Consider the following 13,950-nt stretch of genomic DNA (forward strand, 5'->3'; position numbering starts at 1 on the left):
AATCGTGCTTATTCATGTGAAATTATGAACATTTTATGAACTAACTCTGGCGAAATTCTTAAAGGAGGAACAACGATGGATCCAGTAATGTTGGCAAGGATACAATTTGCTACGACTACAATCTTCCACTTCTTTTTCGTGCCGCTTACCATTGGGCTGGCATTTATGATCGCGATAATGGAAACATTATACGTTGTGAAGAAAAAAGAGATTTACAAAAATATGGCGAAATTTTGGGGACATTTGTTCCTGATTAACTTTGCTGTAGGGGTTGTAACTGGAATTATTCAGGAATTCCAATTTGGGATGAACTGGTCCGATTATTCTAGATTTATGGGTGATGTATTCGGAGCGCCACTGGCCATTGAAGCGTTGCTTGCCTTTTTTATGGAGTCTACTTTTATTGGCCTTTGGATTTTTGGCTGGGATCGTTTCCCAAAAAAAGTACACTTGGCAAGTATTTGGCTTGTATCAATTGGGTCTATGATATCCGGATTTTGGATTTTAACGGCACACTCCTTTATGCAAGTGCCTGTCGGTTATGAAATAAGAAATGGCAGGGCGGAAATGGTTGATTTTCTTGCACTTATCACCAATGGAAAATTATGGGTGGAATTTCCGCATGTCATCACAGGTGCATTGTGTACCGGAGCGTTCTTCGTTGCCGGTGTTAGTGCCTATAACCTTTTGAAAAAGAAACATGTTGAATTCTACAGAAAATCCATGAATCTCGCATTAATCATTGGTTTAATCGGAAGTCTTGGAACTGCCTTCAGCGGACATGCCCAAGCACAATATCTTGTGAAAACACAGCCTATGAAGATGGCAGCTGCAGAGGGTATTTGGGAAGATACACCTGATCCTGCTCCATGGTCAGTATTTGCCTGGATTGATACAGAGAAACAAGAAAATAAGTATGAACTAAATATTCCTTATGCATTAAGCTTTTTATCTTATTCTAAATTTGAAGGCAGTCTAAAAGGAATGAAAACTCTTCAAGCCGAATATGAGGAAAAATACGATTCAATCGTGGGCGAAGGGACAAATTATATCCCGCCGGTCAAGACAACGTATTGGAGCTTCCGGTTAATGATTGGCTTTGGTACAGCGATGATCTTATTATCAATGATTGGTTTGTATCTATGGAAAAAGGGGCGCCTTGAGCAAAGCAGTTTGTTCTTGAAATTGCTTCTTCCGGCTATCTCATTTCCGTTTTTGGGAAACACTTTCGGATGGATCATGACCGAAGTGGGCCGTCAGCCATGGACGGTATTTGGATTGTTGACGACTAAAGATTCTGTATCACCAAATGTTTCTCCAGAGACCATTTTAACTTCAATTATTATGTACACGCTGATTTTCACGATTCTTGCGAGTGTGATGGTTTATTTGATGGTTCGTGAAATAAAGCATGGACCGGAAGAGCATAAAGATGAAAATTCAACTGTATCAACAGATCCGTTCAATAAGGCAGGTGTTTAAGATGGAATTGAGTGAACTTTGGTTTGTCTTAATCTCCGTACTCTTTATCGGCTTCTTCTTTCTTGAAGGTTTTGATTTTGGCGTAGGAATGTCGACTCGATTTCTTGCCCGCGACCAAAAAGAGAGGACCGTCATGGTGAATACAATCGGTCCTTTCTGGGACGCGAACGAAGTATGGCTAATCGCTGCAGCGGGGTCCATTTTTGCAGCCTTTCCGAACTGGTATGCAACGATGTTCAGCGGCTATTACTTGCTGATGCTGGCAATCTTGCTGAGCCTGATTGTACGCGGTGTTTCCTTTGAATTCCGCCGCAAGGTTGATGATGAGCGCTGGACGAATGTGTGGGACTGGATGGTCTTTATCGGAAGCCTGCTGCCGCCGTTCCTTTTTGGTGTTCTGTTTACAAGCATGCTGAAGGGTATGCCGATTAATGAAGATATGAATATGTCCGCACAGTTCTCGGATGTGATTAATATTTATTCAATTTGGGGCGGTTTAACGATTACATTACTGTGCTTATTGCATGGTTTGACTTTTCTGTCTTTAAAAACAGAAGGAGAGATAAGAGAACGTTCAGCTGCATTGGCGAAAAAAGTACTGTTAGCCGTATTTGGAGCACTTGTCATCTTTGTGGGGCTCTCTTGGTTTATGACAGATATTTTTGAGGTACGCCGTATTCCGGAGATCATCATTGTCGCATTGATAGTGCTGGCTTATGGATTCGCATACTATTTTATTTCCAAAAAACGCGAAGGATGGGCATTCACTATGACTGGGCTGGGCATCGTGTTAACGGTATCCTCGATTTTCGTTGGACTGTTCCCGAGAGTGATGGTCAGCTCCCTGAATAAAGCCTTTGATTTAACAGTTTATAATGCATCCAGCGGGGCATACTCCTTAAAAGTAATGACAATAGCGGCCTTAACGATTTTACCGTTTGTATTAGGGTATTCGATTTGGAGCTACTACGTTTTCCGTAAACGGGTATCTGACAAGGAGCATTTAACGTACTGATGGATAAAACGTTCTTCTCTTACAAAGGGATAAAGCCGGTCCTTGCCGGGCTGGCAATATTAACAGCTGTTCAAGGTACTATCATTATTATTCAGGCTTATTATCTGGCAGACGCAATCTCCTCCCTTTTCGGGGGAGATTTGTTTGCTAATGTCATTAAAAAGTTGTCCATTTTCTTTTTGGCGTTAGTTGTCCGCCAACTGCTTGCCGTTTGGAAAAGAAATATAGCCTACCATTTTGCTGCTAAAACGAGTGAAGAGTTTCGGGAATCATTATTGCAAAAGTTGTTTCAACTAGGGCCCCGTTTTGTAAAAGAAGAAGGTTCCGGACAGACAGTCACCTTGGTGTTGGAAGGGATGATGAAATTCCGCCGCTATTTGGAGCTTATTCTTCCGAAAATGATAAATTCGGCAATTATACCCGCCATGATCTGCATTTTTGTCTTTTTTATGAATATCCGTTCCGGTGTCATTTTAGCCTTAGCCGTTCCGATCCTTATTGCCTTTATGATTTTGCTTGGATTGGCGGCAAAAGTAAAAGCCGATCGCCAATATGAATCTTATCAAATGCTGTCCAATCATTTTGTCGACTCTTTAAGAGGGTTGGAGACGCTCAAATATTTGGGATTAAGCAGGCAGCACATCGACAAAATTATTTTCGTAAGTGAAAGATATCGAAAGGCCACAATGGGAACTTTGCGGATCGCCTTTTTATCTTCGTTTGCATTGGATTTTTTTACAATGCTTTCAATCGCGACCGTTGCCGTTTTTCTTGGATTGGATTTAATAAACGGGAAGATGGAGCTGCTCCCGGCGTTGACGATTTTGATCCTTTCACCGGAATACTTCCTGCCAATCAGGGAAGTAGGGACCGATTACCATGCGACGCTTGACGGCAAAGAAGCGGGCAAGAAGGTTCAGGAAATCCTCGATAAAGAAACGCTCGAGCAAAAACAGGAGGCGATCCCTTATTGGAAATCAGAAAGCACACTTTCTGTTGAAGGATTGAGTGTACGATTTGCAGACAGCGATCGTCCGTCTTTGCAAAATATCCAATTTTCGGTTTCAGGACTGAAAAAAATCGGGATTATCGGAGCGAGCGGTGCAGGAAAATCGACAATGATTGATATATTAAGCGGATTTTTAACACCTTCGTCAGGTGAATTTCAAATAAACGGCAAGAAGTTGACAACTTTGTCTCAATCAGATTGGCAAAGTCAAATAACGTATATTCCTCAACACCCTTACATCTATCACGATACGGTTTTAAACAATATTCGTTTTTATAATCCGGAGGCAACAGAGAAAGATGTAGAGGAAGCCGCAGAAAGAGCGGGGCTCGCTGAAGTGATTCAATCGCTGCCGCATGGATTCAAGACAATCATAGGGGAAGGCGGACGGAGCTTAAGCGGAGGACAAGAACAGAGAATTGCCCTCGCACGTGCATTTTTGGGCAACCGTCCTATTATCATGCTTGATGAGCCGACTGCCCATCTTGATATTGAAACGGAATACGAATTGAAAGAAACGATGTTGCAGCTGTTTAATGGGAAGCTTGTATTTTTTGCCACGCATCGCTTGCATTGGATGCTTGATATGGATGAAATCATTGTTCTTGATCAAGGAAAAATAGTGGAAATCGGAACACACGAACAGTTAATGAAGCAGAATTCTACTTATTATCAGCTTGTGAAAACTCAAATGGAGGGCATTTAATGGAGAAAGAGAAATGGATTACTCCATATTTGCGTCAATATCGCGGCTTGTTTGCGTTGGCTATTCTTCTTGGATCGCTTACCATTCTTTTTGGCGGAGCCTTAATGTTTACTTCGGGTTATTTAATTTCGAAATCGGCAACACAACCGGAAAATATTTTAATGGTTTATGTGCCGATTGTGGGTGTCCGTGCATTCGGATTTGGCCGAGCTGCGCTCAGCTATGTGGAGAGGCTGACAGGACACCAATTTATTTTAAAAATTCTTTCCGAAATGCGCGTCCGCTTATATAAAATCATTGAGCCGCAAGCCTTGTTTCTTCGTTCCCGCATGCGTTCGGGCGACATTTTGGGTGTACTCGCCGATGATATTGAACATTTGCAGGATTTTTACTTAAAAACGCTTTTTCCCTCAATTGTTTCTTTAGTCATTTACACAGTGATTATTATTTGTACAGGACTTTTCTCAATTCCATTCGCCATTCTCCTTGCTGTATTAATCGGGCTGTTGATTTTTGTCGGACCAATTGTTTCGTTTATTTATACGAGAACAAAAAACGAACAATTGAAAAGAGGAAGACACAAACAATATCAACAGTTTACCGATACGATTTTTGGCATAAGCGACTGGATATTCAGCGGGAAATACGCGACTTTTATTCAGCGATACGAAGAACAAGAACAAAAACTGCTCGCACTCGAAACGAAGAAGCATTCCTTTGTGAACTGGCGGGACGTTTTGAATCAGATGGTGCTTGGTTCCGTTGTTGTCTTGGCCATCTATTGGGCAAATGGGCAAACGCTAAGTGGAGAATTCCCGCCTACGCTCATTGCTGCTTGCGGTCTTGCAGCACTGTCCTTGGTAGAATCTTTTTTGCCGATTGCAGGGGCAGTCAGCGAAACAACAACCTATCAAGATTCATTAAAGCGTCTTGAAGCCATTCAAGCAGAAGCCCCGCCATGGATCGAATCAGAGAATTTTAACGATGCACCGGACACATCTGAAGCAGCGATTGAAATAAACCATGTATCATTCGGGTATCAATCTGAAACACCATTGCTTGAAGATGTAAGTTTAGAAATTGGACAGGGTGAGAAAATCGCCATTATCGGGCGCAGCGGAGCAGGAAAATCAACGCTGCTGAAATTGATCCAGGGAGCCCTTGCACCGACTAGCGGTGAAGTGCGGATTAATGGGATGAATGCACATGAGTTGGGATTGGCTGTTCCAAAATTCATGGCAGTTCTCAACCAAAAGCCTTATTTATTCAATACGTCCGTTATGAATAACATTCGCCTTGGGAACCCGGAAGCAACGGATGAAGAAGTATTCGAAGCGGCTAAGATGGTTCAATTGCATGAAATGATTATGTATTTGCCTAAAGGGTATGAGACGAACATGCATGAAACAGGACAGCGCTTTTCCGGCGGCGAACGGCAAAGAATCGCACTGGCCCGGATATTATTGCAAAATACTCCGATCGTCATCATGGATGAACCGACTGTTGGGCTCGATCCAATCACAGAATTGAACCTATTGGCTGACATTTTCGATACACTGAAAGGAAAAACGATCATCTGGGTAACGCACCATTTGATAGGCGTAGAGAAAATGGATCGCATTCTGTTCCTTGAACAAGGAAAAATCACCATGGATGGCAGCCATCAGCAACTTTTAAAAAGTGAAGAAAAATACCGCCGTTTATATGCACTGGATCGTCCGTTTTAGATGAATGGGTAGTAGAAATAGGATTTGCTGCTAATGTGTTCCTGAATGAAAAAATACCGCCGGTGCTAGTAACACAAAGTGGTCATCCAATGACCTTTCCCTCAAAAGGGGATCAGTAGTCCAGAAGAATAATCCATTTAATGCCGGTAAGCACAAGGATGGATTATTTTTTTGGCTTTTAATCTCTTTAAAGATAGGTTTACTTTGGTTCAGCAGGTTTATACTCTTGTTCAAGATACGATTACTTTCGTTCGGAAGGTGTTTACTCCCGTTCAACCTACGTTTACTCCCGTTAGGACAAGAAAATGGTTAATAACTGTTGACCATAAATCAAAGATAGATGATGATTTTATTATGCATCAGTAAATATAAAATAATAGCAACCATTAAAAACGGAGGTATCTTATGTTGCTTGGCGGTATTGAAGCGGGAGGCACTAAATTTGTTTGCGCTGTTGGAAATGAGGATGGAAATATTTTGAAAAGAATCGAAATCCCGACAACTGTTCCAGAAGAAACTATTGGGAAGGTGATCGGTTTCTTTAAAGAATTTGAATTGAATGCAATTGGAATTGGCTCTTTTGGACCGATTGATGTTAACCCGGAAAGTCCGACATACGGCTATATAACAACGACTCCAAAAAAAGCTTGGAGTAACTATCCCTTCGTTCAGGCAATTAAAGAAAAATTTAACATTCCCATCGGATTTCATACAGACGTTAATGCTGCCGCTTTAGCGGAGGCTGCATTAGGAGCTGCTAGAGGACTTAACAGTTGTTTATATATTACTGTTGGAACCGGTATTGGTGCAGGCGCCATCATCCAAGGGAAACTTCTTCAGGGACTTTCACACCCTGAAATGGGGCATATTCTTGTAAGGCGCCATCCAAATGACAATTACAAAGGAAATTGCCCGTATCATCAAGATTGCCTAGAGGGGCTGGCAGCTGGTCCGGCGATCGAAGAACGCTGGGATAAAAAAGGTGAAGAGCTGAAAGATAGGCAAGAAGTTTGGGATATGGAAGGCTTTTATCTTGCCCAGGCAATCATGCAGTATATTCTTACTCTTTCGCCAAAGAAGATCATTATTGGCGGAGGGGTTATGAAGCAAGAACAAATTTTTACTTATATTTACAAATATATACAACAATTGTTAAACAATTATATTGCGTTGCCTGAGCTTTCTACAAGTATTGAGGATTATATCGTACCCCCGGGTTTAAAAGAGAATGCCGGTATAGTCGGTGCACTTCTATTGGCAAAACAGGCATACCAGGAAAAGAAACAAGCGTATCAAAATCTCGTTTGAGGTTACTTTGATAGATGAGTCATGGAGACTGCTCCTATGGCTCGTTTATTTTTTATCTCTCTTATTTGACACAAGGAACTAAAACAAAACACTTTGTGCTGCATAGTCTTTGAAATGCGCATTATCAGTATTTTTGTTATAATGGCATGAGTTGGGATTCTTCTAAAGTCAGACCAACTGTAACGAAAGTAAACCCATTCGAAATCGAATGAGATGAAATATATTCTTATGTTCATTCAGATAGAATCAACTTTCAGCCAAAGAGAGGAGATATTATGAGCCAAACAATGATTTTTTTTGATATTGACGGAACTTTGCTTGATCATGATAAACAGCTTCCTGATTCTACGAAGCAAGCTATTCACGCTTTAAAAGAAAAAGGGTATGAAGTCGGCATTGCGACAGGGCGGGCGCCGTTTATGTTTAGAGATTTGGCAAAAGAGCTCGATATTGACACATATGTTTCTTTTAATGGACAGTATGTAGTTGTTAAAAATAAAGTTGTATATAAAAATCCGCTTCATTTAGAATCTTTACGGAAACTGGCGGAGTATTCCTCGAAAAAACAGCATCCGCTCGTATATTTATCCCATGAAGAAATGAAATCAAACATCGAGTATCATCCACACATACAAGAGAGTATCGAAACATTGAAATTTAGCCACCCGCCCTATGATCCGGAATACTTTGAAGACCGTGAAATCTATCAATCTCTGTTATTTTGTACTGAGGGAGAAGAAAAGGACTATATGGAAAAGTTTGAACAGTTTGACTTTATCCGCTGGCACCCGGTATCAACAGATGTTTTACCGGCAGGCGGCTCGAAAGCAAGAGGCATAAAAGCTGTCATCAGCCATTTAGGAGTTTCAGAAGACCGGGTTTATGCTTTTGGGGACGGTTTAAATGATATTGAAATGCTTCGGTTTGTAAAAAACAGCGTCGCAATGGGGAATGCACACGAATCTGTAAAAAAAGTCGCCAGACATATAACAAAAGATGTTACGGAAGACGGGATTGCTTACGGTCTTGAATTATTGGGATTATTATAATAATTGATAAAATAAATTTCAGGGGCTAACTCTGAAGCAAAGGTTCGGAGTTAGCCCCTGTTTTTCAATGACAGCTTAACTACGATAAACATAAGGATCTTTCGGTTGTTCAATTTGGTGCCATTCCTTAACTTTCAGAACAGGAATGGTAGATTTAAAAGGCTGATAGTAAACGGAAGAAGAGGAACGCCTTTTAATAAAAGCCTGCGGGTTATCGGAACGATTCCGCATTCACAGGATGGAAAAATACTCCAGCTGTCGATGCAAACAGAACAGCAAGGTAGCGGTTTTTCGGTATAATTCTTGCGACCATTCCTTCTGTTATAAACATCTGGATGAGACCGGAAATAAATACGCCAATAAGTACAAATGGAATAGCTTCTATTAAAATACTAATAAAAATGGAATTGAGCTGTAAAAATGATTGTGAAGTCACATTATGCCTCCAATCGATGTAAATAAAAAAAGATACAATATCTATTATAATAGCAACTCCACGATTTCGAATCAGTTGGAAATAACTTTCTAAAGAAAGTGAATTCAGTTTGCTTCTTTATGTACCTCTAAAAAAAAACCACAAAATCAATCCCCGAAACAAATAAATCTGCAATTTTTTCAAACAACAGATTTTTCTTTTATTTTTCTATGACTATTAATACGAATAAAACAAATTCGATTGCGGATATTGTGGAAAATGCGTCAAAAGCGATTGTCGGAATCGTAAATCTTCAAAACAGGAATGACTACTTTAACACCAAAAGAATTTGATCTCTTATATCACTTTGTCCAGCATCCTAAACAAGTACGGTGAAAATATCCTTCGGGATTTGGAACGAAGCAGAATTGGAGCTGAGCATGTTTTAGATGAGTACGGGCGCGTTTTAGCTGGAAGGAACATTCAATTCAGTTTATTTGATCAAGATTTGAAAACTTCAATAGGAGGGCACCGCGCTGAAATCACATTATCTGATGAAGAATGGGAAAAAATTTTAAATGGCAATCCGATTGTCGTGAAAAACGACATTAAGCGGTTCGATAAGGCAGTGACATTTGTCTTGCTGCCATATTTTCAAAATGGCACTTTTTTAGGCGGCATTTTGCTTACTTCTCCTATCAGCGGTTCAAGAGAAATGATCTCGCAAATCAACCAATATTTATTTTATACCGTATTAATTGCCCTTATCGTATCTTTATTTCTTAGCTGGATCTTGTCAAAAATCCATGTGAATCGTATTAAACGGATTCAGGAGGCTACATCATTAGTTTCAGCCGGAGATTATTCGGTTCATATCCCATCATCCAATTTTGATGAAATCGGTGAATTGGCAGAGGACTTCAATCATATGGTGCAAAAATTACATTCTTCGAAGGAAGAGATTGAAAGTCTCGAAAACAGAAGACGTCAGTTCATGGCGGATGTTTCTCATGAACTTAGGACTCCTTTAACAACAATCAGCGGTGTGATCGAAGGGCTTCGAAATGACATGATTCCGGAAGAGGAAAAAGAAAGAGGTTTGCAATTAGTCAGCCAGGAAACAAAAAGATTAATCAGGCTCGTAAATGAAAACCTCGACTATGAAAAAATCAGATCGAATCAAGTTAAGCTTTTGAAAGAGGATATTCAGCTGATCGAAGTATTAGAAATTATTAAAGATCAATTAGATATTCTTGCTGAAGAAAAGAACAACAGCATCATTGTAGAAGTGGATGAGGAACTATATGTAAATGCAGATTATGATCGCCTCATGCAAATATTGATCAATGTTACGAAAAACAGCATCCAATTCACAGAAAATGGAACGATCTGGTTAAGAGGAAAGTCCCGCTCTAAAGAAACGATTATTGAAATAGAAGATACCGGGATCGGGATCGATCCGGCTGAAATCGAAAACATTTGGCGGCGCTTCTATAAAGCCGATCTTTCAAGGACGACCAATCCTTATGGTGAATTTGGACTTGGGCTTTCGATTGTGAAACAATTAGTCCAGCTCCATAATGGTGAAATTGAAGTAGCCAGTGAAAAAGGAAAGGGAACAAAATTTGTCATCCGCTTTCCGTTCACTAGTAAAGACATAGAATGAAAAAAAGCTGTAAAATAGCAGCTTTTTTCATGTTTTTTATAATAAGCATAAATTTCATTCACACTTGACAGCTATGGTATCATATTATTGTCGCCAAAAAAAATGAAGTTTATCGAAACATATTACACTAGAAAAAACAGGAAGGTGACAAATATGAAACATTTAATGGTGAAAGGCCAAAATATTTTCAATAAAAATGCCGGCTTTTTCTTATTGGCTGCCATCCTGTTATGGATAAAAACGTATTTAGTGCAGCAATTTGAGTTTAACTTAGGTATCGATAATTCTATGCAGCAGTTTTTGCTTTTTATAAATCCGATCGGATCGATCCTTTTCTTTCTCGGATTTGCACTTTTTGCAAAAGGGAAATCACGCTATTATTGGATCATTGGGATTGATTTTATTTTAACTTTTCTATTATTTGCGAATGTAGTCTATTATCGTTTTTTCAACGATTTTATTACACTTCCTACATTAACGCAGTCTAAAAACTTTGGAGATGTCAGCGGGAATATTGTTGCTTTGTTAAAACCATATGATCCTTTATTTTTCATTGACATCTTTATTTTAATGGTATTAATGGCTGTTTGGAAGTTAAAAACTGAGCAATCTAAGGTTTCACGCCGTAAAGTGAGTTTCGTATTTCTATCAGCGATAGCCATTTTATGTGCAAATATTGCTTTGGCTGAAATCGACCGTCCTCAATTATTAACAAGGACGTTTGACAGAAATTATATTGTTAAATATTTAGGCATGTACAACTTTACGATTTATGATGCGATCCAAAGCACGAAATCTTCCGCTCAGCGGGTTTTAGCCGACAGTAATGATATTACAGAAGTTGTTAATTATACGAAATCAAATTATGCTGAACCTAACCCGAAATATTTTGGTAAAGCCAAAGGAATGAACGTAATTTACGTCCATTTGGAATCTCTGCAAAATTTTGTTATTAACTATAAGTTAAATGGTGAAGAAGTTACTCCATTCTTAAATTCGTTAACAAGAGATTCCAATACGCTATACTTTGATAACTTTTTCCATCAAACGGCGCAAGGAAAAACGGCTGATGCGGAATTTTTATTGGAAAATTCATTGTTCGGTCTATCACAAGGATCAGCTTTTTCAACAAAAGGTTTAAATACGTATCAGGCAGCACCGGCGATTTTAGGACAACATGGATATACATCTGCGGTATTTCATGGCAACAACAAATCATTTTGGAACCGCGATGAAATTTATAAATCATTTGGTTATGATAAATTCTTTGATTCAAGCTACTACAATATGAATCCAGAGGACGTCCTTAATTATGGATTAAAGGATAAACCGTTTTTCGCGGAATCAATGCCATTGCTGAAGTCGTTGCCGCAGCCGTTTTATACAAAATTTATTACATTGTCCAACCATTTCCCTTATCCGATTGATGAAGAAGATGCAACGATTGAGGGACATACGACCGGAGATTCTTCCGTAGACAATTATTTCCGAACAGCCCGTTATTTAGATGAAGCTGTGAAAGAATTCTTTCATTATCTGAAGGAATCGGGCTTGTACGACAATTCTGTTATTATTATGTACGGTGACCATTACGGTATTTCAGAAAATCACAATAAAGCAATGGAGCAAGTTCTCGGTAAAGAAATGAATGAGTTTGAGAATGCTCAATTACAGCGGGTGCCATTATTTATCCGTGTTCCGGGGATAGAAGGCGGCATTATGCACCAATATGGCGGACAAGTCGACCTGCTCCCAACACTGCTTCATTTGCTTGGAATCGATACAAAGAACTACGTGCAATTAGGTACAGACTTATTATCTGAACAGCATGACCAGCTTGTTCCTTTCCGAAATGGAAATTTTGTGAGCCCAAATGTAAGTGCTGTGAATGGCAAATATTATGATAGATCCGGAAGTATAATCGAAAAAAATGAGGAGATTGCAAGATTAGAGGAAGAAGCGAAACTAAAATTAGATCTTTCAGATCGGGTAGTAAATGGCGACTTATTACGGTTCTATACACCTGAAGGCTTTAAACCGGTGGACCGCTCTCAATATGATTACAATCATAAAGAAAATATAAATGAAGATGCTTCAAAAACTAATTAGCTGTTGAGAAACTCAACAGCTTTTTTTATAAAGCGGCGTAAAACCGCTAACAATGAAATATTGGTTTTTGTCTTTTATATGCATTAAAAAACCCGGTGCGCCACACCGGGTTATGATACAACTTCTGATTTTGTTAAAGGTATTGATTGAAGCTGCTGTTCTTCAGTGCTATGATTTTTAGTCACTTCAATATATTTGATATGGTGGTCTTCCATTTCGAGAATTTTAAAATGATAAGAATCCAAACTAATGATGTCGCCTTCTTTTGCTTCATAATTCTCTGTCAGAACCCAGCCGCCGATTGTATCAACGTCTTCATCTTCAATGTCAATACCTAATAGTTCATTGACCTCACTGACGAGCACTTTTGAATCAATAATGTAATGTCCGTCTTTAATTTTGCGCACCATCGGAACTTCGTCCATGTCAAATTCATCGCGAATTTCACCAACAATTTCTTCGAGAATGTCTTCAACAGTCACAAGTCCGGATGTTCCGCCGTATTCATCCATTAAGATCGCCATGTGAATACGTTCTTTTTGCATCTTAACAAGCAGGTCGTGAATCGGAATTGTATCAATCACGCGAATAATCGGCCGGATATACGATTCAAGCGTTTTCGTCGCGATTACTTGATTTTCGATAAGATCAGTCAACAGTTCTTTCATATTTACAAGCCCGATAATATGGTCTTTATCTCCGTCAATAATAGGGTATCGGGTGAATTTTTCATTCTTGACAATCTGCAGGAACGTTTCTAGTGTATCATCTTTTGAAAGAGATACAATTTCTGTTCTTGGGACCATGATTTCTTTTGCAATCCGGTTGTCAAATTCAAAAATTTTGTTTACATACTTAAACTCTGATTGGTTAATTTCGCCACTTTTATAGCTTTCGGACAAAATAATTCGAAGTTCTTCCTCTGAGTGAGCCAGCTCATGTTCGGAAGCAGGCTTTAATCCGAACATGCTCGTGATAAAACGCGCAGAACCGTTCAATGCCCAAATAAACGGATAAAGCAATTTATAGAACAAGATAAGCGGCCGGGCTGCAATTAAGCTTACAGTTTCTGCCTTTTGAATCGCTACTGTTTTCGGTGCCAACTCACCAACCACAACGTGCAAGAAGGTAATGAAGGCGAAGGCTATTCCGAATGTCAGTATATGCGACAAAGAATTTGGCAGATGTAATTCAAGGAACAGCGGGTGCAGAATTTCTTTGATCGTAGGTTCCCCGAGCCATCCAAGTCCTAGTGCAGTAATCGTGATTCCGAGCTGGCAGGCGGATAAATATTCATCAAGCCTTGAGATCACTTGTTTAACAGCAACAGCGTTTTTATTTCCTTCTTCAATCAATTGATCGATTCTTGAACTTCGCACTCTTATAATGGCAAACTCCGACGCGACAAAAAATGCCGTCAAAGCAATTAAAATGGCTATTAAAACCAAGTTAAATATGTCCAAA

9 protein-coding genes and 2 pseudogenes are annotated in these 13,950 nt (G+C 39.5%); 8 read left to right on the forward strand and 3 right to left on the reverse strand.

Annotated elements, in window-relative coordinates; translation table 11 throughout:
- Nucleotides 1-75: 75 nt before the first annotated feature.
- The 6 genes from C0966_RS01660 (at nt 76) to C0966_RS01685 (ending at nt 8,296) form a co-directional block, all read left to right on the forward strand.
- Nucleotides 76-1,482 carry a cytochrome ubiquinol oxidase subunit I gene (locus C0966_RS01660; RefSeq protein ID WP_274853425.1) on the forward strand — a complete coding sequence of 469 codons (1,407 nt, stop codon included), beginning with the start codon at nt 76-78 and terminating at the stop codon, nt 1,480-1,482.
- 1 nt (nt 1,483) lies between these two features.
- Nucleotides 1,484-2,497, forward strand: coding sequence for a cytochrome d ubiquinol oxidase subunit II (cydB, locus tag C0966_RS01665; RefSeq protein ID WP_274855692.1), 1,014 nt, complete (start codon nt 1,484-1,486; stop codon nt 2,495-2,497).
- The gene (gene cydD / locus C0966_RS01670) at nt 2,497-4,212 is read left to right on the forward strand and encodes a thiol reductant ABC exporter subunit CydD (RefSeq protein ID WP_274853427.1); all 1,716 of its coding nucleotides are present in this window, start codon (nt 2,497-2,499) and stop codon (nt 4,210-4,212) included. Before cydB ends, cydD begins: the two co-directional genes overlap by 1 nt.
- Complete coding sequence (gene cydC, locus C0966_RS01675; RefSeq protein ID WP_274853429.1) at nt 4,212-5,939, forward strand: thiol reductant ABC exporter subunit CydC; 1,728 nt, start codon at nt 4,212-4,214, stop codon at nt 5,937-5,939. The genes cydD and cydC overlap by 1 nt, the downstream gene beginning before the upstream one ends.
- A gap of 405 nt (nt 5,940-6,344) precedes the next feature.
- Nucleotides 6,345-7,247 carry an ROK family protein gene (locus tag C0966_RS01680; protein ID WP_274853430.1) on the forward strand — a complete coding sequence of 301 codons (903 nt, stop codon included), beginning with the start codon at nt 6,345-6,347 and terminating at the stop codon, nt 7,245-7,247.
- A 275-nt stretch (nt 7,248-7,522) separates the two neighbouring features.
- The gene (locus C0966_RS01685) at nt 7,523-8,296 is read left to right on the forward strand and encodes a Cof-type HAD-IIB family hydrolase (RefSeq protein ID WP_274853431.1); all 774 of its coding nucleotides are present in this window, start codon (nt 7,523-7,525) and stop codon (nt 8,294-8,296) included.
- Nucleotides 8,297-8,371: 75 nt separating this feature from the next.
- Here the strand turns inward: C0966_RS01685 and C0966_RS18520 are convergent.
- Nucleotides 8,372-8,476, reverse strand: a pseudogene (locus C0966_RS18520) (TIGR03943 family putative permease subunit); the annotation flags it as partial.
- Nucleotides 8,437-8,732 (reverse strand): annotated as a pseudogene (locus C0966_RS01690) (permease); the annotation flags it as partial. The pseudogenes C0966_RS18520 and C0966_RS01690, both read right to left, overlap by 40 nt.
- Before the next feature lie 391 nt (nt 8,733-9,123).
- Here C0966_RS01690 and C0966_RS01695 point away from each other — a divergent pair.
- Nucleotides 9,124-10,377, forward strand: a complete 1,254-nt coding sequence (locus tag C0966_RS01695) for a sensor histidine kinase (protein ID WP_425535911.1) — start codon at nt 9,124-9,126, stop codon at nt 10,375-10,377.
- A 153-nt stretch (nt 10,378-10,530) separates the two neighbouring features.
- On the forward strand, nt 10,531-12,486 hold the full coding sequence (locus C0966_RS01700) for an LTA synthase family protein (protein WP_274853433.1): 1,956 nt from the start codon (nt 10,531-10,533) through the stop codon (nt 12,484-12,486).
- A 110-nt stretch (nt 12,487-12,596) separates the two neighbouring features.
- Here C0966_RS01700 and C0966_RS01705 read toward each other — a convergent pair whose 3' ends face one another.
- Nucleotides 12,597-13,949: a hemolysin family protein gene (locus C0966_RS01705; RefSeq protein WP_274853434.1), complete on the reverse strand. Its 1,353-nt coding sequence runs from the start codon at nt 13,947-13,949 to the stop codon at nt 12,597-12,599.
- Nucleotide 13,950 lies beyond the last annotated feature (1 nt).

Origin of the sequence: Bacillus methanolicus (assembly GCF_028888695.1) — a bacterium.
Classification (GTDB): Bacteria; Bacillota; Bacilli; order Bacillales; family Cytobacillaceae; genus Bacillus_Z; species Bacillus_Z methanolicus_B.

What these genes read in the sequence shown, in the direction of transcription:
- C0966_RS01700 (WP_274853433.1), top strand. Translation starts at nt 10,531, where the DNA reads ATGAAACATTTAATGGTGAAAGGCCAAAATATTTTCAATAAAAATGCC.
- cydB (WP_274855692.1), top strand. Translation starts at nt 1,484, where the DNA reads ATGGAATTGAGTGAACTTTGGTTTGTCTTAATCTCCGTACTCTTTATC.
- C0966_RS01660 (WP_274853425.1), top strand. Translation starts at nt 76, where the DNA reads ATGGATCCAGTAATGTTGGCAAGGATACAATTTGCTACGACTACAATC.
- cydC (WP_274853429.1), top strand. Translation starts at nt 4,212, where the DNA reads ATGGAGAAAGAGAAATGGATTACTCCATATTTGCGTCAATATCGCGGC.
- cydD (WP_274853427.1), top strand. Translation starts at nt 2,497, where the DNA reads ATGGATAAAACGTTCTTCTCTTACAAAGGGATAAAGCCGGTCCTTGCC.
- C0966_RS01685 (WP_274853431.1), top strand. Translation starts at nt 7,523, where the DNA reads ATGAGCCAAACAATGATTTTTTTTGATATTGACGGAACTTTGCTTGAT.
- C0966_RS01680 (WP_274853430.1), top strand. Translation starts at nt 6,345, where the DNA reads ATGTTGCTTGGCGGTATTGAAGCGGGAGGCACTAAATTTGTTTGCGCT.